At 32.6% G+C, this 21,533-nt stretch carries 18 protein-coding genes; 15 read left to right on the top strand and 3 right to left on the bottom strand.

Going from position 1 to position 21,533, the window contains the following annotated elements:
- Nucleotides 1–41: 41 nt before the first annotated feature.
- The 9 genes from ACXGQW_RS00200 to ACXGQW_RS00160 all read left to right on the top strand — a co-directional run bounded on the left by ACXGQW_RS00200 (nucleotide 42) and on the right by ACXGQW_RS00160 (nucleotide 8,271).
- A complete protein-coding gene (locus ACXGQW_RS00200; protein ID WP_457823106.1) occupies nucleotides 42–521 on the top strand; it encodes an Lrp/AsnC family transcriptional regulator in 480 nt (159 codons plus the stop codon).
- Nucleotides 522–607: 86 nt separating this feature from the next.
- On the top strand, nucleotides 608–1,783 hold the full coding sequence (locus ACXGQW_RS00195) for a hypothetical protein (protein WP_457823105.1): 1,176 nt from the start codon (nucleotides 608–610) through the stop codon (nucleotides 1,781–1,783).
- Between the two features lie 161 nt (nucleotides 1,784–1,944).
- Nucleotides 1,945–3,462, top strand: a complete 1,518-nt coding sequence (locus ACXGQW_RS00190) for a DEAD/DEAH box helicase (protein ID WP_457823104.1) — start codon at nucleotides 1,945–1,947, stop codon at nucleotides 3,460–3,462.
- Between the two features lie 143 nt (nucleotides 3,463–3,605).
- Complete coding sequence (locus ACXGQW_RS00185) at nucleotides 3,606–4,295, top strand: OmpA family protein (protein ID WP_457823103.1); 690 nt, start codon at nucleotides 3,606–3,608, stop codon at nucleotides 4,293–4,295.
- 483 nt (nucleotides 4,296–4,778) lie between these two features.
- The gene (locus tag ACXGQW_RS00180) at nucleotides 4,779–5,396 is read left to right on the top strand and encodes a Crp/Fnr family transcriptional regulator (protein ID WP_457823102.1); all 618 of its coding nucleotides are present in this window, start codon (nucleotides 4,779–4,781) and stop codon (nucleotides 5,394–5,396) included.
- 63 nt (nucleotides 5,397–5,459) lie between these two features.
- Nucleotides 5,460–5,900: a peptide-methionine (R)-S-oxide reductase MsrB gene (gene msrB / locus ACXGQW_RS00175; protein WP_457823101.1), complete on the top strand. Its 441-nt coding sequence runs from the start codon at nucleotides 5,460–5,462 to the stop codon at nucleotides 5,898–5,900.
- On the top strand, nucleotides 5,901–6,437 hold the full coding sequence (msrA, locus tag ACXGQW_RS00170; protein ID WP_457823100.1) for a peptide-methionine (S)-S-oxide reductase MsrA: 537 nt from the start codon (nucleotides 5,901–5,903) through the stop codon (nucleotides 6,435–6,437). It abuts the gene before it with no gap.
- A 3-nt stretch (nucleotides 6,438–6,440) separates the two neighbouring features.
- Nucleotides 6,441–6,692: a GNAT family N-acetyltransferase gene (locus ACXGQW_RS00165; RefSeq protein WP_457823099.1), complete on the top strand. Its 252-nt coding sequence runs from the start codon at nucleotides 6,441–6,443 to the stop codon at nucleotides 6,690–6,692.
- 37 nt (nucleotides 6,693–6,729) lie between these two features.
- Nucleotides 6,730–8,271 (top strand): protein adenylyltransferase SelO, encoded by a 1,542-nt coding sequence (locus ACXGQW_RS00160; protein WP_457823098.1) that lies wholly within the window; start codon nucleotides 6,730–6,732, stop codon nucleotides 8,269–8,271.
- A gap of 189 nt (nucleotides 8,272–8,460) precedes the next feature.
- Here the strand turns inward: ACXGQW_RS00160 and ACXGQW_RS00155 are convergent, their stop codons facing one another.
- Nucleotides 8,461–9,303, bottom strand: a complete 843-nt coding sequence (locus ACXGQW_RS00155; RefSeq protein ID WP_457823097.1) for a hypothetical protein — start codon at nucleotides 9,301–9,303, stop codon at nucleotides 8,461–8,463.
- A 451-nt stretch (nucleotides 9,304–9,754) separates the two neighbouring features.
- Nucleotides 9,755–12,388, bottom strand: a complete 2,634-nt coding sequence (locus tag ACXGQW_RS00150) for a valine--tRNA ligase (RefSeq protein WP_457823096.1) — start codon at nucleotides 12,386–12,388, stop codon at nucleotides 9,755–9,757.
- Between the two features lie 123 nt (nucleotides 12,389–12,511).
- Here ACXGQW_RS00150 and ACXGQW_RS00145 point away from each other — a divergent pair, with 123 nt between their 5' ends.
- Complete coding sequence (locus ACXGQW_RS00145; protein WP_457823095.1) at nucleotides 12,512–12,913, top strand: DUF1573 domain-containing protein; 402 nt, start codon at nucleotides 12,512–12,514, stop codon at nucleotides 12,911–12,913.
- A gap of 55 nt (nucleotides 12,914–12,968) precedes the next feature.
- On the opposite strand, the gene ACXGQW_RS00140 is transcribed toward ACXGQW_RS00145, so the two are convergent.
- A complete protein-coding gene (locus tag ACXGQW_RS00140; protein WP_457823094.1) occupies nucleotides 12,969–13,229 on the bottom strand; it encodes a hypothetical protein in 261 nt (86 codons plus the stop codon).
- A 151-nt stretch (nucleotides 13,230–13,380) separates the two neighbouring features.
- Here ACXGQW_RS00140 and ACXGQW_RS00135 point away from each other — a divergent pair, with 151 nt between their 5' ends.
- The 5 genes from ACXGQW_RS00135 (at nucleotide 13,381) to ACXGQW_RS00115 (ending at nucleotide 21,482) form a co-directional block, all read left to right on the top strand.
- Nucleotides 13,381–14,580: a pyridoxal phosphate-dependent aminotransferase gene (locus ACXGQW_RS00135; RefSeq protein ID WP_457823093.1), complete on the top strand. Its 1,200-nt coding sequence runs from the start codon at nucleotides 13,381–13,383 to the stop codon at nucleotides 14,578–14,580.
- Nucleotides 14,581–14,611: 31 nt separating this feature from the next.
- Nucleotides 14,612–15,457, top strand: coding sequence for a pyrroline-5-carboxylate reductase (proC, locus tag ACXGQW_RS00130; RefSeq protein ID WP_457824201.1), 846 nt, complete (start codon nucleotides 14,612–14,614; stop codon nucleotides 15,455–15,457).
- 409 nt (nucleotides 15,458–15,866) lie between these two features.
- Complete coding sequence (locus ACXGQW_RS00125; RefSeq protein WP_457823092.1) at nucleotides 15,867–16,976, top strand: efflux RND transporter periplasmic adaptor subunit; 1,110 nt, start codon at nucleotides 15,867–15,869, stop codon at nucleotides 16,974–16,976.
- A gap of 5 nt (nucleotides 16,977–16,981) precedes the next feature.
- Nucleotides 16,982–20,179, top strand: coding sequence for an efflux RND transporter permease subunit (locus ACXGQW_RS00120; RefSeq protein WP_457823091.1), 3,198 nt, complete (start codon nucleotides 16,982–16,984; stop codon nucleotides 20,177–20,179).
- Nucleotides 20,160–21,482 carry a TolC family protein gene (locus ACXGQW_RS00115; protein ID WP_457823090.1) on the top strand — a complete coding sequence of 441 codons (1,323 nt, stop codon included), beginning with the start codon at nucleotides 20,160–20,162 and terminating at the stop codon, nucleotides 21,480–21,482. The genes ACXGQW_RS00120 and ACXGQW_RS00115 overlap by 20 nt, the downstream gene beginning before the upstream one ends.
- Nucleotides 21,483–21,533 lie beyond the last annotated feature (51 nt).

Raw genomic sequence — 21,533 nt, 5'->3', positions numbered from 1 at the left:
AAGGACTATAATAAAAAGAAAGTAAAAGTACCTACACTGTCATGAAAAAACATCATTTAGACGAAATAGATCATCAAATATTAGATATGCTAATAGATAATGCACGAACACCATTTACGGATATTGCCAAAAAGCTATTGGTTTCTGCAGGTACTATTCATGTACGTGTAAAAAAAATGGAGGATGAGGGTATTATTAAAGGTTCTACTTTAACATTGGACTATGAAAAAATGCAATATAATTTTATTGCACACGTGGGTTTGTTTTTGGAAAGCAGCTCTAAGATAAGACAAGTATTAAGTGCTCTTGAAGAAATTCCAAATGTAACTGTTGCTTATATTACTGCGGGTAAATACAACATATTTTGTAAAATAAGAGCAAAGGATACCAATCAGGCAAAAGACATTATTTTTTCAATAGACGATATAGAAGGGGTGAGAAGAACTGAAACCATGATTTCTATGGAAGAAAGCATTAACGACAAAAAAAGAATGATGCATGCTATTTTTAAGGACTATTAATAGCTGTTTTTTATCGTATATAAACACCTTAGTTCATTACTAAGGTGTTTTTTTGTTATCTGTTTTAATTGTATTAAATAACTGGAATGCCTGGACATACTTTTGTAAACGCTGAATATTCTTTTAAATATTGTTTTGATATTTCTCAAGTGGCTACTGAGTGGGTTAAACTAAATTCAAACAACACTTATCTAACATATTCATATCTAAATGCATTACAAAATAGTATCGTTAAGGACGTGACTTTTATTTATGTTTTGGTTTACAAGAAAAATAGGGTGGTGGGGCAGTTGTATTTTCAATGGATTACTGTTAAAAACGATTTTTTCAATCAGAAAAAATTTCCTCAGCAAATAAAATCGAAACTCAGAGCTTACCTACTAAAGACTCTTAATGGTAGTTTGTTACTTTGCGGTAATTTTTTTGCTACTGGAACTCATGGATTTTTTTTTAGTGAAAAAGTTTCAACTAATATCATCTACGAGATTATAAAAAAAATGAGATTCAGTTTGCGTACCAATAACAATTTTCCTGCAATTAATTTTGTAATGGTTAAAGAATTTTGGCAGAACAATAATGTGGCAGTACAAAAAGAGCTTTATAAAAAAGCAGCAAAATTTCAAATAGACGTTAATATGGTTTTAGAAATCAACCCAGAATGGTTGAGTTTTGAAGATTATTTAAACGATATGAAAACCAAATATAGAACAAGGGCTAAAAACGTTATCAAAAGAACAATTGATATCACCTCTAAAGAGTTTGACGTATCAGAAATAGAACATTATCAGTCTGAAATACACGAGCTTTATAATGCTGTGCTCAAAACAGCTAGTTTTAACATGATTAGATTGAGTGAAAATAGCTTTGGTCTGTTGAAAAAAGAACTGGGTAATAAATTTGTATTTAAAGGATATTTTAAAAATGAAACTTTAGTAGGGTTCAGCACAGCTTGCACTAACAAAAGTTATTTAGATGCAAATTATGTTGGAATTGATTACGCAGTAAATAACGAGCAACCCCTATATCAGAAGATTCTTTATGACTTTGTTACAGAGGCTATAGCCAAACGTAAGAAAGAACTTAGATTGGGAAGAACTGCTGAAATTATTAAAAGTACATTGGGTGCTAAGCCTAAGGAGATGTATTTATATATCAAACATACAAACCCCTTTCTCCATATAGTTTTAAAACCTTTGACCAAATATGTAAAACCTAGTAATTATGAGATTAGGGAACCTTTTAAAGTAAAACAATCGAGATAATTCGGTATTTACAACACTATTGGTAAGATTTATTTACGTCATTTATTACGAAGCATGTGAAAGGCATCCCCAACGTTATTAATATTTTACACAGAAAAAGCGCTAATTATTTCATAAAACTTTAAAAACTGCGTAGTTTTGCAAAACTCGAAAAACATGAAATGGAAGTAGAAGCAAATAATAAAGTAGTTAAGAAAAAGGAATTATACGATTATCAAAAAGAAAACATTGATAAGGTTTTCGAAAAAATAGAAAACAAAGAACATAATTACAACCTTGCTTTTCAGTTACCTACGGGTGGTGGAAAAACAGTAATCTTTTCTGAAATAGCAAGAAGATTTATACAAGAAAAACAAAAAAAAGTTCTAATACTAACGCACAGAATAGAGCTAAGTAGCCAAACGTCTAAGATGTTAGATGAATTTGGAGTCACCAATAAGGTAATTACTAGCGATGTAAAGTCCTTAGACGATCAGAACGATTACATGTGTTTTGTCGCAATGGTTGAAACACTTAAAAATCGTTTAAATGACGATTTGCTAGACATGCAAGACGTGAGCATGGTAATTATTGACGAAGCTCACTACAATTCTTTTAGAAAACTATTTAAATATTTTCAAAACTGTTTCATACTAGGAGTAACGGCAACTCCTTTGAGTTCCAACATAAAACTACCGATGAATGAAATATATGACGAGTTGCTAGTTGGGGAGCCTATTTCTACATTGATAGATAGAGGTTTTTTAGCTAAGGCCACAACTTATACATATGATGTTGCATTAGGAGGACTTAAAGTTGGAATCAACGGAGATTACACTGTAAAATCGTCTGATGACTTGTATTCCAGCAATTTAATGCAAGACAAATTATTAAGCGCTTATATTGAAAAGTCATTAGGTAAAAAAACATTAATATTTAACAACGGTATCAACACCTCTTGGCATGTATATGACACTTTTAAAGCAGCGGGGTACGATAACATTAGACATTTAGACAATACGTTTTCTAAACAAGAGCGTATAGAAATCTTGCATTGGTTTAAACATACTCCTGATGCAATTCTAACCTCCGTAAGTATTTTAACCACTGGATTTGATGAACCAAGTGTAGATACTATTATCTTAAACAGAGCTACAAAATCAATTACCTTATACTATCAGATGATTGGTAGAGGATCACGTGTGTTTAATGAAAAAAAGACATTTAATGTTATAGATTTAGGAAACAATGCTGCCAGATTCGGACTTTGGAGCGCTCCCATCAACTGGAAGAGAATATTTAAATCTCCCGATTATTATCTAGATAACTTGATTAACGATGAGGAAATTGAAAGACAGTTTATCTATGAAATGCCAGCAGAAGTAAGACAAAAATTTAAAAACTCCGAAAACATTACGTTCAAAGTTAAAGAAGAGTATCAATACGCTATCAAAAAAGGAATCAAATCTAAAATAGTGCTAGATAAATCTGTTGAACAACATGCACAAATGTGTTTTGAGAATGCCGAGGATGTTTTTGATGCTAGAGATTTGGCTATTTTGTTAGATGATGACATAAAAGACAGAATAAAAAAATATTCCCATTATATGATAAAAAGTACAAAAAACTATATCATGTGGTTGGAAGAAGATTACAAAAGGAAACTCAACACCTCAATCAATGTAAAGTTTAAAGAATAAGCACTTACAAAAAAGACCGTCAAATTTGACGGTCTTTTTTGTGTGGAGGTAAAATAAAAATAAAGTTAAAATGTATATGGATAGAGGTCACTTTTTATAAAAAAACACATTATTTTTACTTTGAAATTATTAAAAATATAAAAATGAAAAAAATCTTTAAAAATTTAGTTTTAGTCTTTATGAGTGCCTCAATGTTTGTGGGTTGTTCATCTATGAATAATTCATCCAAAGGTGGTTTGATAGGTTCTGGAGCTGGTGCAGCAATCGGTGCAGGTATTGGTGCTTTAATCGGTGGAAAAAAAGGAGCTGCTATTGGAGCTATTAGTGGAGCTGCTGTTGGAGGTACCACTGGAGTTATCATCGGAAAAAAAATGGATAAACAAGCTGAAGAATTGAGAAATTCTATACCAGGAGCTCAAGTTTATAGAGTGGGTGAAGGTATTGATGTTGTTTTTGATGAGGGTTCAGGAATTTACTTCGCATCTAACAAAGCTATTATCAATAATGACACAAAAAATACATTGTCAAAGTTAGCTGAAGTGTTGAAAAAATATCCAGAAACAAATTTATTTGTTGATGGACACACTGATTCTGACGGTTCTGAAGCACACAACTTAAAACTATCTTTAGCGAGAGCTCAAGCTGTAGCAGATTATTTACAGTCTTTAGGAGTTCCTTCGGACAGATTCGCTGTTAAAGGTGAAGGAGAATCTTTACCAATCGCTGATAATTCTACAGCTGCTGGTAAAGCTAAAAACAGAAGAGTTGAATTGGCCATTATCGCTAATGAAACAATGAAAAAGCAAGCAGAGGCGGAAGCTAAGAAGCAATAATATAAATATATAAGGACCAATCTTATCGGATTGGTTTTATATCACCAATACTATTTAACATAATATAAATTATAACTCATATACAGAACATTTTTCGTACTTGTGCAGCATCAACTTTTACATTCTATCAACGAAAGTTCTGCAATACTTTTCGTTTACTTCAAAATAGGAAGTTTACAAGAAAATGATAGTTCTAAAATTGAAGTAGAAAAAGTATCCTTGATCTAACAAATTTATCCGTATCTTACTTATACAGTTATCAGTCTTAGAATATTTTTTAAAAACTTATTTATCAGAAAAAAATAAAACAAGGGCCTGTTTTTCAGTATTTCTTTACCTATTGGACAATTTGATGACTGAGGATATCCTTACAAACATCATCGGAATTCAAATTAGATTAGAAAAGGTTTTTTCTAAACAAATTCACGTTTTAAAATCAATGGGTTACTAAATAGTAAAACAAACACTAACTAATAATTTTAAATGAAAGACCAAATCAAAACATATTTCAATCGATATGTTAAATTTAGTGATGCTGAAATAGATGAAATATTCTTGAAATTAACCCCTAAAGTGTTTCAAAAGAAAGACTATCTTTTCAAAGAAGGAAAAATCTGTAATAGTAAATATTTCATTATTAGTGGTTTGGTTCTGTCATTTTATGTGGACAAAAAAGGCAATGAAAAAGTAACTCAATTTGCTATTGAAAATTGGTGGGTAACTGACATGGAAAGTTATATTAAAGGTACACCTTCTACCCTATCTATTCAAGCAATTGAGAAAACTGAAATGTTAGTAATTAACAAGAAGGAATTAGAAAAGCTCTATTTATCTATTCCTAAACTCGAAAGGCTATTCAGAATTATTACTGAAAATATGCTAATTGCCATTCAACGTAAAAATAACATTTATTTACAAATGAAAAGTAAAAATCGATACAATGATTTAGTAAATAATTTCCCCGAATTCATTCAAAGAGTCCCGCAATATATGATAGCATCCTATCTGGAAATTACTCCTGAATACTTAAGCAAACTGAGTTTTTATCAAATGCTTAAGCACCATTTTTATTCAATATTAATTGAGATGAATTGCCAGTGATTAGAAAACGTGAACCTTTCTTTAAAAGCTTTTAATTATCTTTGGTAGTAAACCAAATATCTTATGTTGACTTGGAAAGACATTATTCATCTTTCGGTGAATGGAAACCCCACTCCTACTACAAGAGTAGAAAAACCTGATTCAGAATGGAAAGAAATACTAACATCTTCTCAGTTTAGAATCACCAGACAATCTGGAACAGAAATGCCTCATACTGGAGCTTACTGCTCTAGTCACGAACAAGGCAAATATAACTGTGTTTGTTGCGGAAATGAATTATTTGATTCGTCGATAAAGTTCGAATCTGGTACAGGCTGGCCCAGTTTTACGCAACCTATGAAGACCAACGCAATAAAATATATCAAAGATGATTCTCATGGGATGGTGCGTGTAGAAATTCAATGTAATCAGTGCGATAGCCATCTAGGACACGTTTTTCCTGATGGCCCCGAACCTAGCGGACTACGTTACTGTGTTAATTCAGAATCTTTAATCAAAAAATAAATGGCAAAAATAGAACACGCAACTCTAGGAGCTGGATGCTTTTGGTGTGTTGAAGCTTTTTTTAATGAAGTAAGAGGAGTCGTCAAAGCAACTTCTGGTTATAGCGGAGGTAACGTGCCTGGAATTCCCACGTATAGAGAAGTATGTTCTGGCTTAACTGGACACGCAGAAGTAATTAGAATTGAGTTTGATGCAGATATTATTTCTTTTAAGGAGTTGTTGATTTTATTTTTCACGGCTCATGATCCTACCACCCTCAATAGACAAGGTGCCGATAGCGGTACGCAATACCGTTCCGTTATTTTTTACCACGACAAAATACAGGAAGAAATCGCTCACATGGTAATCGAAGAAGTTCAATCCTATTTTGAGACCCCTATAGTTACTGAAGTGAGTCCATTAATCAATTATTTTGATGCAGAAGAGTATCATCAAAATTATTACAAGCAGAATCCAGACCAAGGATACTGTAGCGTTGTGGTGGGACCAAAACTAAATAAGTTAAGAAAGTTACATGCTGACAAACTAAAAGCATAGAAGATGGATTTGATAAATGACATACAAAACAATCAATTTTATATAATTGTTGAAAACCACAAGTGTTGGATAGATTATAGAATAGACGGTAATGATATTTTTCTAATGTACACAAAAGTACCTAGCGAATTACAAGGAAAAGGTATTGGTAAAGTTTTAGTAAAAAAAACCATAAAGAATATAAAGGAGCAAAAACTTAATATAATCCCTCTTTGTGGTTATATACAACATATTATTTCCAAAACTAAAAATTGATGAATCCTACTAATCTATTTTGCAATACGTTTGCGTTATGAAATTAAATATCCAGAGTACTTTTGTCAGAGAATTGCCGTCAGATGGCAATGCAGAAAACTTTGTTAGACAAGTAGACAAAGCTTGTTATTCTTACGCAAATCCAATCAACACAAAATCACCAGAACTACTACACGTAAACAGTGATGTAGCCACTAAGCTGGGCTTTGATATAGAAGACACCAAAAAAGATAAGTTTTTAAACTTAGTTACTGGAAACTTTATATACCCAAATACCCAACCTTACGCAATGTGTTACGGTGGTCATCAATTCGGAAATTGGGCTGGTCAACTTGGAGATGGTAGAGCGATCAATTTATTTCAGGTAAAAACAGATCAAACATATACTTTACAGCTTAAAGGAGCTGGAAAAACTCCATATTCTAGAACTGCTGATGGATTGGCTGTACTAAGATCATCTATCCGAGAATATTTGTGTGCAGAAGCTATGTATCATTTGGGAATTCCTACCACAAGATCTCTATCCTTAAGTTTAACTGGAGATGATGTTTTAAGGGATGTATTGTACAACGGAAATCCTGCCTACGAAAAAGGAGCTATCGTGTGTAGAGTTGCGGAAAGCTTTATTCGTTTTGGTAATTTTCAAATATTTGCTTCTAAAAACGACAAATCTACTCTAACAGCATTGGTAAATTATACCATTCGTCATCATTTTTCTCATCTAAAAGAGAACAGCAAAGAGGGTTATATACAACTATTTAAAGAAATAGTGAATGCCACGGTTAAGATGATTGTTCACTGGCAGCGTGTTGGTTTTGTACACGGAGTAATGAATACTGATAATATGTCAATTTTGGGTTTAACTATTGATTATGGACCTTACGGTTGGTTAGATAATTACGACCCTGATTGGACTCCTAATACAACTGACAAACAACACAGACGTTACAGATATGGTCAACAGCCCAACATAGGTTTGTGGAATTTATATCAATTGGCCAACACATTTTACACGCTCACCGAAGATGCTGAACCTTTAGAAGAAGCGTTAAATAGCTATAAGGTACAATTTGAGTCTAAAAACTTAAAAATGATGTGTTCAAAAATAGGTATTCTACACCCTAGCAAGCAAGATTATATCTTGATTCAGTCTTTAGAAGCTAATTTAAAATTAACTGAAACTGATATGACTATCTTTTTTAGATTGCTAGCCAAAGCCAATACTATTGAGGACTGTTTAGATGCTTTTTACAAGCCTGAAGATTTAAGTGGAGAAATTTTAACAGAATGGCAGGCTTGGTTCTTACAATACAAAAGTAGATTAGATACAGAAGATACCTCAACCGAAGATAGAATTGCTATGATGAATGCAGTTAATCCTAAGTACATCTTAAGAAGTTATATGTCCCAATTGGCCATAGAAGCTGCAGAAAAGGGAGATTACAGTTTGATAAATGAACTTTATCTTTTGATACAAAACCCCTATGACGAGCAACCACAGTACGAAAAATGGTTTGGTAAAAGACCTAATTGGGCAAAAAACAAAGTGGGTTGTTCTATGTTAAGTTGCAGCTCTTAAATAAGCAGTGTTATAGAATTTAGAATCTTATGTTTGTTTGATAATGGTGAGGATAGACATTTCAAATCTAGTCCTCTAATTTCATCCCCAAAAACTGCTTACTCTACTAGCAAATAGCATTACAAGTTAAAATAACAAAGAGGTAATGATTACATTACCTCTTTGTTATTTTAATTTGTACTTATAAAGCTATTTTAGAGACATTAACTTTTCTTCTCTAGCTTTGTCAATTTCTGTTTCTTGATTTTTATCTGCAAGATGATCATTCTTAGAAAAGGGTTGATTTGATATAGGGTTCGTTCCTATTCTAATAACGCTTTGGTAGTTTCTATCGAAAGAATTGGTAAAGTGAATGTCTTTTTCTTTCTGTATCAATTCTTCTCCATAAATTATTGCATTTACACGCAGTAATTGATAATTAACGAATTCTTCCTCACTTATATACTCATCGCTATTTTCATCGATGTATGCATAATTTGTTACAAAATCATCATAATTAGCCACCTCCTCTTTGCACAGTTCTAAATCTTTGTTACTATCTAATGTTTTAAAAAAATCATGAGGCTTTACTAAAGAAGTAAACATCAAATTCATTTCTTCCTTAGTTTTGTCTGTCCTTTTAACCGCTTGGTAAATTTTTTCAGTTTTAGAAACATCTACCAAATTACTTTGGGATTTAGACATCAAGGTAACTAATTCAGCATTCTTATATTTTACGAATTCTTCCTCATCAATAGCATTGTCCTTATTAAAATCTATCTCCGAAAAAATAGATAAAATTTCTTTGTTTCCTTTCAATTCTTCTCTAATAACCCCCGCGTTGGAATTTAAATCTAAATCTTTAAAAAATTGAATTGGATTTACCAACGAAATAAACAACTGTTCTTTCTCTTCTTCATTCAAATTCGACTTTTGAATTTCTTCGTATATCTCCATCTCATTAAACTTTTTTATGGCCTCTTGAGTAGATTGAGCTACACTATTCACTCCTGCAAAAATAATTGCGTACGATATTGATTTTAATGTTCCCATACTTGTATTGTTTATAAATTCAAAACTATCAAAATCGTGTATTAAAGTATCGATTAAGCAAACGAATCTCTATTTTTGATATTATCATAAATAAAAATCAAAAAATTTGGAATATTCTTAGAAAAAACACTAAATAAACAATAAATAAACATTTTTAAGCTAATAAACCATTAGAAACAAAAACACTAAAAAACCAACAAATGTTAAAAAAAATAATCAACAAGTTAACTAAGGTAACATTTCTTCCTATTTTGTAATTTAGCTGTAAAAAAGTTATACACACTTGGTTTAATTCTACTAACCTACTTTTTTATGTCATAAAAGATGTTTTTTACACCATTTCAACCTGTAAGGCAGATTTATTTTGCTGATACTCCAATAACATAAAAAAAAGATCCAAAGATATTTAATCTTTGGACCTTTTCAGTAATTTAATATTGCTAAACTACAATTATGCTAATGTTTGTAAACTAGCTTTTATAGTCTCTATTTTTGCCAAAGCATCTGCTTCCTTCTTTCGTTCAGCTTCAATTACTTTATCGGGAGCATTGTTTACAAAACGCTCGTTTCCAAGTTTTTTCTGAACAGATTTTAAGAACCCTTCTGTATATTTTAATTCTTCATTTAATTTAGCCAATTCTGCCTCAACATCAATTGCACCAACCATCGGCACAAAGTATTCGTTAGATTTTACACGGAAGCTTAAAGCTCCATCCACAGAAGTATCCACATAACTTAATGCTGCTATATTACACATTTTAACAATTACGCTATCAAAACTCTTGGAAACATTATCGTTATTCAAAACAGATAAATCAATAGATTCTTTAAAAGATATATTTTTGTCTTTTCTAATGGTTCTAACTCCAGAAATTACTTCCGAAGCTACTTCAAAATTGTTGATGATGTGTTCGTCAAAAGCCGTAGCTACGGGATAATCTGCAATAATTAAAGCTTCTTCAGTAGAGCGATTAGCTATTAATTGCCAAACCTCTTCTGTTAAATGAGGCATAAATGGATGTAATATTTTTAGATTATCTTCTAAAACAGCAATTACTTCTTCATAAGTATTTGCATCCATAGGAGTTCCGTAAGATGGTTTTACCATTTCTAAGAACCAAGCACAAAAATCATCCCATATTAGCTTATATATGCTCATTAAAGAGTCACTCAACCTATATACTTCAAAGTTAGCATCAATCTCTGCTAAAGTTTTTTGGAACTTCGCTTTATACCAACCAATCGCTATTTTAGAAGCTTCTGGCTGGCTTTCTGTTTCAGATACTTCCCATCCCTTAATTAGTTTAAAAGCATTCCATATTTTGCTAGTAAACTTTTGTCCCTGCGCACACAAATCTTCGTCAAACATTAAATCATTACCTGCTGCGGCTGATAATAATAACCCAACACGAACTCCATCTGCTCCATATTGTTTCATAAGCTCAATAGGGTCTGGAGAATTTCCTAGAGATTTAGACATTTTACGTCTTTGTTTGTCTCTAACAATTCCAGTAAAGTACACGTTACTAAAAGGCTTAGCCTGCTTGAATTCGTATCCAGCAAATACCATACGTGCTACCCAAAAGAAAATAATATCTGGTCCTGTAACCAAATCGTTGGTAGGATAGTAATAATTAATTTCTTCGTTATCTGGATGGTTGATTCCATCAAAAATAGAAATAGGCCAAAGCCAGGAAGAAAACCAAGTATCTAACGCATCAGGATCTTGTTTAAGGTTAGTTGCTGTTAGAGATTCATTTCCTGTCTTTTCTTTTGCCAATAGAACTGCCTCTTCTATGGATGCTGCCACCACAAAATCTTCTACACCTTCTCCATAGAAAAATGCTGGTATTTGATGCCCCCACCACAATTGACGAGAAATATTCCAATCTCTGATATTTTCTAACCAATGACGATAGGTATTGTTATATCGCTTTGGGTATAGTTTAATTTCTTCTTCTTTTAACACAGCATCTAAGGCAGGTTTTACCATGTCTTCCATGCGTAAAAACCACTGTGCCGATATTTTAGGCTCTATGACCGCTTTAGTCCTTTCAGAAGTTCCTACTTTATGCATGTGTTGCTCTACTTTTACCAAAGCTCCAATTTCTTCTAATTCCTTGGTAATTTCTTTACGAACTACAAATCTATCTTTTCCTTGATAGTGTAAACCCTGTTCGTTTAATGTAGCATCATCATTTAAAATATCAATCACCTCCAAACCGTGCTTCTCTCCTATTTCTTTATCATTAGGATCGTGGGCAGGAGTAATTTTTAAACATCCTGTTCCAAACTCCATGTCCACATATTCGTCTTCAATAATAGGAATGGCTCTGTTCGCAATAGGCACAATTACTTTCTTACCTTTTAACTGTGTATACCTTTCGTCGTTAGGATTGATACAAACAGCAGTATCTCCTAATAAAGTTTCTGGACGTGTGGTTGCTACTGTAACAACCTCACTAGTTCCTTCTACTTTATAATTTATATGATAAAAATTACCTTGTTTTTCCTCGTAAATAACTTCCTCGTCAGACAAAGTTGTTTTAGCCTCAGGATCCCAGTTTACCATACGGTATCCTCTATAGATGTCTCCCTTTTTATATAGATCTACAAATATTTTGGTAACTGCTTTACTCAATTCAGGATCCATGGTAAATTTTGTTCTGTCCCAATCACAAGAAGCTCCTAACTTTTTTAATTGTTCTAAAATAATTCCCCCATGCTTTTCTGTCCATTCCCAACAATGACTCAAAAACTCATCACGAGTTAAATCCTCTTTATTAATTCCCTCTGACTTCAACTTTGCTACAACTTTAGCTTCCGTTGCAATAGATGCGTGATCTGTACCTGGCACCCAACAAGCATTATAACCTCTTAATCTCGCACGTCTAATCAATACATCTTGAATGGTATTGTTAAGCATGTGCCCCATGTGTAAAACTCCAGTAACGTTTGGGGGTGGAATTACAATTGTGTAAGGTTGTTTATTGTTTGGTGTAGAATGGAAGTATTTATTCTCCATCCAGTAGTCATACCATTTCTCTTCTACCGCTGTAGCATTGTATTTATTAGGAATACTCATGTATTGATTTTATTATATAATCAGGTGGCCAAAAATACAAATATCCTTATGACTAAAAAAAATTACGGTATAGTTATTGAAAGTTTGATTATAAAATTTATTTTTATGCAAAATTTAAACAACATGAAAAAATTAGCATTTATCTTATGTATGGTGTTCGCACCAATGTTATCATTTGCACAACACGCAAACGCTGAGACTGATGATACTTTAAAACCTGCTTTTGAATTTGAAACAGAAGTGATTGATTATGGTAAAGTAGCTCACAATTCAGACGGTGTTCGTTATTTTAGATTTACCAACGTGGGAAGTGCTCCTTTAATTATTGAAAGTGTGAAAGGAAGTTGTGGTTGTACTGTACCTACAAAGCCAGAAGAACCAATTATGCCTGGTCAGTCTGGTGAAATTAAAGTAAAATATGCAACGGACCGTATTGGTAGATTTACTAAATCTGTAACCATTGTTTCTAACGCATCTAAACAACCTAAAGTCGTTAGAATTAAAGGAGAAGTTTTAAAAGACTAATCTTAAATCTCAAAATAAAAAAAGAGCTTCATAAATTTATAAAGCTCTTTTTTATTTACACACAATCGCAACTAAAAAAATCATCAGAATAGTACGGTGAAATTTCCTGATCTACACTGTGAATTCTTGTAATAGGTATTTCCAAACCACTTTTTAGAATAACTATTTTTTCGTCTTCAATTTGTCCTGTAATCTTCTCTATAGCATCAGTAACGTTTTTCCTATTTCCTAGTTTATCAAAATAATTAACATTGTTTACAGGCTTACTTCCAGCTTCTGCCATTAGAATAAATGAGTATTTAGATGAATTTTGCATTGGTAATGTTTTGTGTAGATAGACGTATTTATTGCGCTAAACATACAACAATACTCTTTGATAAGGATCATCTATAATAAAACTACAGAATGCAATAACAAAAACAGAAATTTGTACTTTTGTTGCCTTAATTTTAAATCATAAATACAAAATGCTAAGAGTTTCTAACAAAGGTCGTGCTATTCCTGAGTCTCCAATTCGTAAATTGGTTCCTTATGCAGAGGCCGCTAAGAAACGTGGCACAGAAATATTTTATTTAAATATCGGTCAACCAGATATCAAGACACCTAAGGTAGCACTAGAAGCTATCAGAAATTTTGATATGGACGTTTTAGAATACTCCACTTCAAATGGATCAGAACAGTACAGAAATAAGTTGGTAGACTATTACAAGAAACATCGTATCAACCTTAATTGTGAACAAATTTTGGTTACAACGGGTGGTTCAGAAGCTTTGTATTTTACCATTGCTAGCATTACAGATCCTCAGGATGAAATTATCATACCCGAACCTTTTTATGCCAACTACACAAGTTTTTCTATTGCTGCAGGTGTTAATGTAGTACCCATTAACACGAATATGGACGATGGTTTTGCATTACCTAAAGCAGCAGATTTTGAAGCTTTAATTACCCCAAGAACACGCGCTATTTTAATATGCAATCCTGGAAATCCAACAGGTACACTCTATTCAAAAAAAGAAATTAAAGCTCTAAAAAAGCTCGTAGTTAAATATGATTTATTTTTGATTGCTGATGAGGTTTATCGTGAATTTGTATATACCAATGAGGGGCACTACTCCATTATGGAAGAAACCGGAATGGATATGAATGCCATCATGATTGACTCCACTTCTAAGAGGTATAGTATGTGTGGAGCAAGAGTTGGTTGTGTCGTTTCTCGTAATCCGGAGTTAATAAGCACGGTCATGAAAATGGCTCAATCTAGATTATGTCCTCCTACCATTGCTCAGATTGCTGCTGAAGCCGCTTTAGAAACTCCTCAAATCTATTTTGATGAGGTGAAAGCTGAGTATATTGAACGAAGAAATATATTGATAGAAGAGTTATTGAAAATTGATGGAGTACACGTGGTAAAACCCAAAGGAGCTTTTTACTGCTTAGCTGATTTACCAGTTGACAATGCCGATCAATTCGCCCGATGGATGTTAGAAAGTTATCAGGACAATGGGCAAACAGTAATGGTGGCCCCAGCAAGTGGATTCTACTCTACTCCTAACATTGCGCTAAATCAAGTAAGAATAGCTTATGTGTTAAAGAAAGAAAAGTTAATTAGAGCTGTTGAGATTTTAAAAAATGCGATTACAGTATACAATCAAAGGACTGTTTAATCGTTAAATCGTGGAAGCGTTGATTTGTTAAATTAATAACATCAGCCAAACGACTCAACCAAAAATAAATAAACATACAAAAATGAAAAACATCGTAGTAATTGGTGGGGGAAACATGGGATTTACCTATGCAGAAGGAATATTCAATGCTAAAATTGCAGACATTCAAATCATCGACAAATCTACAGATAGAATTGCTGAGATTAATGCTATGGATAAAATGAAAGCAACTGATTCTTATGATATTTTAAAAGAGGCAGACATTATCTTTTTAGCCGTAAAACCTCAAATAGCTCCGCTTGTTTTTAATGATATCAAGTCATTGGTAAACAAAAGTCAATTGTTTGTCTCTGTAATGGCTGGTATGACTATAGAAACCATTCAACAAGGTTTAGATATTGACAAAGTGATTAGATGCATGCCTAACTTACCCGCCTCTATCCAATTAGGAATGACCACTTATGTGGGTTCTAGTGAAGTCTCTAAAGAAAGTTTGGACTTGATTGGTTCTATTTTAAAATCTACAGGAAAAGCATTTGAAGTTCCTACAGAGGATATGATTGATAACACCACAGGGATTTCTGGTAGCGGAACGGCTTATATTTTTTATATGATGAATGCTTTAGCAGATGCGGCAGAAGATTTTGGATTTACTCCAGAACAAGCTAAAACATTAACCGCCCAAACTTTTGAAGGTGCTGTAGAATTATACAAAAGAAACGATATTAGTTTAGAAGAATGGATGAATAGAGTAGCTTCTAAAGGAGGTACTACAAGAGAAGCTTTGAACAACTTTGAAGCTAACAACGTTCATAACCACATAAAAGAAGGAACTGTAGCCTGCGTTAAGAGAGCTAAAGAACTAGCTAAAAATTAATAGAAAATTTCCATTTGGTTTTTCGCAAAAGGGAATTTTATGTTTTTCGATTTCTATTCTAAGCTATCTAGCCTACAACCAATAACTAAAAGCATTCCAAAATTGGTAGATGTGGTGCTTTTCATTCTATCAAACTGTAATCAGGTTTAGTTCATTTATTATGTGAAAATTGAAAATGTTTGGTATTACTTTAAACGTTATTAGGATTGTAAAGTCTTATTATTTTAAGATTTTTTTTTGCGGTCATAAAGACATCCTGTGTAGTCCTTTTATCACTTAAAATATGTTTAACATCATCTAAAATGATTTTAAAAATTGTGAATACTAACACATCATACGAACATGCTTTTAGCACATAAAAAATAAAACCAATACTCGTAAATTTACATAGCCTACAATTTAAAATAGCATGAGGAAAATTGTTTTATCCATACTGGGAATATTATTAATAATGGTAGCTGTAATTGGCTCAAAAAAATTAATTGAAAATAAAAAAAAGCCTAAACCTGTAACTAATAAAGTGGTAAAATCTGTTTTATTAGACACCGTGATTAATACCAATATTACCGTTAATATATCTGCCAACGGCAATTTAAAAGCATTGGAAAGAATAGAAATATATTCAGAAGTATCTGGTATATTTAGAAAAGGATCACATCTATTTAAAACAGGACAGGTTTATCAACGAGGAGAAGTATTGGTTAGCGTAAATGCTTCGGAACATCGTGCTAACGTGCAAGCTGCTAAAAGCAAATTATATAATGATATTGCTGCCATTATGCCTGACCTGAGATTAGATTTTCCTGAAGTTTATCCAAAGTGGCAAGAATATCTATCTTCATTTAACTTTGACAATAGTACCCCAGATCTTCCTAAAATAGAAAACACTAAGGAAAGCTATTTTATCACAGGTCGAGGTATTGTAAGTAGCTATTACAATTTAAAAAATCTGGAACAACGTTTGGCTAAATTCTCTATCAAAGCCCCATTTAATGGTATACTAACCGAAGCATTGGTTACAGAAGGTTCTTTGATAAGAAATGGTCAGAAACTAGGTGAATTTATCAATCCTGAAGTATATGAGTTAAAAGTTTCCATCAGCAAATCTTTGGCTAGTTTTTTAACCACAGGTACCTCGGTTGATTTGGTCAGTTTAGATCACTCAGAAAAATACCGTGGAATCATCTCAAGAATTAACGGTAGTGTGGATGCTGCCACTCAAACTGTATCTGTATTTGTTGAAATTAAAGATAAAAGACTTAAAGAAGGGGTTTATCTAAACGCTCTATTGCAAGCACAAACGATAGAAAATGCCATAGAAATCAGTAGAAATTTACTTTTAGACACTGATGAAATATTTTACGTCAATCAAGGTAAACTCAATAAACTAAAAGTAAAACCTGTGTATTATGGTAAAGAAACGGTAGTGTTAAAAGAGGTTCCAAACGGAACTGCCATTCTTAGCAAATCCGTTTCTGGTGCTTACGCAGGTATGTTGGTAAAACCGTATAAAAACTAATATGAATGAAAAAAATTATTAGTTATTTTATCAAGTACCACGTTGCAGTGAATATTTTTATTGTTGCGTTTTTTATATTCGGTTATTTTGGAATCAATTCCCTAAAATCATCTTTTTTTCCGCTTGTAGATTCTAAACTCATTACTATTGATATAGCTTATCCTGGAGCCTCTCCATTGGAAATTGAAGAAGGGATTGTTTTAAAAATTGAAGACAATTTAAGAGGTTTAAAAGGTGTGGATAGAGTTACCTCTGTATCTAGAGAAAATAACGGTAGAATTACCGTGGAAATAGAAAAAGGGGAAAATATAGACTTTATGTTACTGGAGGTTAAAAATGCCGTTGATAAAGTACCTAGTTTTCCCACAGGTATGGAACCCCTAGTGGTTTCTAAATTAGAGCCTATTAGAGAAACTATCTCCTTTGCCATCAGTGGTAACGATGTTTCTTTAAAAACTTTAAAACAAATTGCTCGAAAGGTAGAAAATGATTTAAGAGCCATTGATGGGATTTCTCAAATTGAAATTGGTGGTTACCCAGATGAAGAAATTGAAATTGCTGTAAACGAAAACAGCCTGCTAGCTTACCAAATAACTTTCGCTGACGTTGCAAAGGCTGTAGAAACAGCCAATATATTAACCACCGGAGGTAAAATAAAAACAGATGCTGAGGAGTATTTAATTAGAGCAAACAACAAATTTTATTTTGGAACTGAGTTGTCTAATATTATTGTTAAAGCTTTTGATGATGGTAAAATTGTAACACTAAAAGAGGTTGCAGTCATTAGAGATCGATTTTCGGAAACCCCCAATGCTACTTATTTTAATCAAGATTTATCAGTTAGAATTAAAGTTACTAGTACCAATAATGAAGATTTGATATCCTCTGCAGAGAAAGTAAAGGACTATATCAAAGATTTTAATCAAAAAAACAATCATATCAAGCTTGATGTTGTTAAAGATCTGTCTATAACTTTAGTACAAAGAACAGAACTGCTTACAGAAAATGCTATTGTGGGAATGATATTGGTACTTGTATTTTTGTCTTTATTTCTTAATACTCGCTTGGCTTTTTGGGTTGCGTTTGGGCTACCTGTTTCTTTTTTAGGAATGTTCGTTTTCGCTTCTCAATTTGATGTTACCATTAACGTGTTATCTTTGTTTGGGATGATCATTGTTATTGGTATTTTGGTAGATGATGGGATTGTGATTGCGGAAAACATCTATCAACATTACGAAAAAGGAAAGACACCTATACAAGCTGCCATAGATGGTACAATGGAAGTAATTCCTCCAGTTGTTTCTGCTATTATTACCACTTTGCTTGCATTCTCCTTGTTTTTATTTTTAGATAGTAGGATTGGAGAATTTTTTAGCGAGGTTTCAGTTATTGTCATCTTAACGTTAACGGTATCGTTAGTAGAGGCTTTAATTATTTTGCCTGCTCACTTAGCACATTCCAAAGCATTACAAAAACCTAAGCAAGAAGTAAACCCATCTAAAACGCAAAGATTCTTTGCTAAGATGAGAGTTATCAATAAAACCGGAGATCGTTTTATGTCTTATTTAAGAGATCGTATTTACGCTCCTATGCTTCACTTTGTTTTAAAGTTTAAAATTCTATCAATAGGTATTTTTATATCCTTATTGATTATCACATTTGGAGCTATTGGAGGAGGAATAATTGGGATTACCCTATTTCCTTCTATTGCTAGTGATACTGCTAGTATAGAACTAGAAATGCCTGCTGGAACTAACGAAAAAATTACAGATTCTATTATTTCTATGATAGAGGAGAAATCTTTTATTGTCAATCAAGAATTGTCAGAAAAATACTTGAAAGGGACAGGAAAACAGTTGTTTGAAAACACCATTTTAAATATAAAAAGTAGTTCTAGCGCTAAACTAATCATTAATCTATTACCTGGAGAAGAAAGACCCGACGAAATAAAATCATTTATGATTACCAATAGATTAAAAGAATTGGTGGGCCCTGTTGTTGGTACTGAAAAATTAATTTATGGTTCTGGAGGTAATTTTGGTGGAAGCCCAGTTTCTGTATCTCTATTAAGTAATAACATCAAGGAACTAAAGGCCTCCAAAAAGGAACTCAAAACTTATTTAGAATCTAATCCTTTGTTAAAAGATGTAGAAGATAATGACCCTGTGGGTATTAAAGAAATTAGACTTGAGTTAAAAGAAAACGCATATTTGCTCGGCTTCAGTTTAAAAAATATTATGAGTCAAGTGAGGGCTGGTTTTTTTGGGGTACAAGCACAACGATTCCAAAGAGGTCAAGACGAAATAAGGGTTTGGGTCAGGTACGATCGTGAAAACAGAAGTTCAATTAACGATTTAAACCACATGAAACTCCTTGCTCCAAATGGTCAAAGAGTTACGCTTAAAGACATCTCTTCTTACAGCATACAGCGCGGAGATGTTGCTATTAACCACTTAGATGGACAAAGAGAAATTAGAGTTTCTGCTGATTTAAAAAACCCTAGTAACAGTAGTACTGATATTTTAAATGATATTAGAACCCAGTTTATTCCTAATTTGCAAACTAAGTATCCTAGTATTTCTGCCTCGTTTGAAGGACAAAATAGAGAAGCTAGTAAATTGTCTAATTCTATTAAAAGCGCAGGTTCTATTATTTTGGTTTTGATATACATTACCATTGCTTTTACTTTTAGAAGTTACAGTCAGCCTATCTTATTACTACTACTAATCCCTTTCAGTTTAACAGCAGTGGGTTGGGGACACTGGTTGTTTGGCATGTCTGTTAATGTATTATCCTTATTAGGAATTATTGCCCTGATAGGAATTATGGTAAATGATGGTTTGGTATTAATTGGTAAATTTAACGTGAATTTAAAAGATGGATTATCTTTTGATGAAGCATTATTAGAAGCTGGAAAATCGAGATTTAGAGCTATCTTTCTAACCTCTTTAACCACTATTGCTGGTCTTGCTCCTTTGTTACTAGAAAAAAGCAGACAAGCTCAGTTTTTAAAACCGATGGCATTGTCTATTTCCTTCGGTATTGCCTATGCAACGATACTCACGTTGTTGGCATTGCCATTACTACTATCTTTTAGTAATAGCATCAAAAAGAATATCAAATGGTTAATTACAGGAAAGAACATTACCAAAGAAGAAGTTGAACGTGCAATTATAGAACAAAATGAAACTAAAGAGCATTAAGATTGTATTAAACTGTGTAGCTCTCATTTTCTTATGCTCTTTAAAAGCACAAGAAATAGTGACACCTGAACAAGCTGTAAAACTAGCTTTAGAAAACAATTACGGTATTAAAATTATTAAAAACAATGCTGCTGTTGCTAAGAACAACACTCATATCCAAAACAGTGGTTATCTACCCAGTATTGTAGCAAATGCAGGAGGAGTCTACAATGTAGATGATACTGAAGCTGAATTTTCCAATGGGGATGTTAGAGAATTAAGCAATGCTACTAGCTCAAGGTATAATGCTTCTATTGGTTTAAACTATGTATTATTTGATGGATTAGGAAGAAAGTACAACTATCAAAAATTTAAAGAGCAATATCAACTCTCGGAACTACAAACCAGAGAGACTATTGAAAATACCGTAAATCAATTGTTTACGCTTTATTACAAGATTGCCCAAATGCAAATAAACGTAAAGTCTCTACGAGAAAGTTTAGAAATTTCTAAAGATAGAGTAAAAAGGGCTTCTTATCAGTTTGAATACGGTCAGAATACGAAACTAGGAGTTTTAAATGCTCAACTAGATTATAATAATGATAGTATTCAGGTAATTAATCTCTCTCAACAGATAAAAAACGTAAAAAGAAACTTTAATAGTATTTTAGGCAATCAACTCAACAGTGATTTTAATGTAGATACTGAGGTAAATTTTAACGTACTTGCGAATAAAGAAGAATTATATAAAAAGGCCAAAACCAAAAACACCAGTTTGTTAGCTATTGAAAACAACATACGCTTAAAGGAATTAGATCTTAAACTCATCAACGCAGAGTATTTCCCAAAACTTAATTTAAACACCAATTACAACTGGAATTTAAACAACAACAATGCTGCTGCATTTTTAACAACTTCTACAAGTAACGGTCTATCTACAGGAATTAATTTAACATGGAATTTATTTGAAGGTAGAGCAAACATTGCAGCGAAAAACAGAAAGTTGAGTTTAGAAAGTGAAAAACTAAACAAAGAAAATATCCTAATCAATTTAGAAAAAGATTTTTACAACGCTTGGGATGATTATCAGATCAAGTTACTGGTTTTTAATATACAGGAGCACAACATAAAAACAGCTCAGAATAATTTTAATCGTACTCAAGAAAAATTTAAACTCGGACAAATTAACTCTATAGAATTTAGACAAGCCCAATTAAACTTATTAAACGTAGAAGTCAATAAAAATAATGTCAAGTATCAGGCTAAGTTAGCAGAGTTACAACTGCTGTATTTGAGTGGAGAACTATTGAATACCCCATTTTAAACCCTCGCTAAAAGCATTAAAAAAATCCCTTTCTAGAACATAGAAAGGGAT

It is taken from the genome of Wenyingzhuangia sp. IMCC45533 (assembly GCF_054111225.1).
Note: the sequence above shows the minus strand (reverse complement) of the source record. Positions and strands in the feature narration are given on the sequence as shown.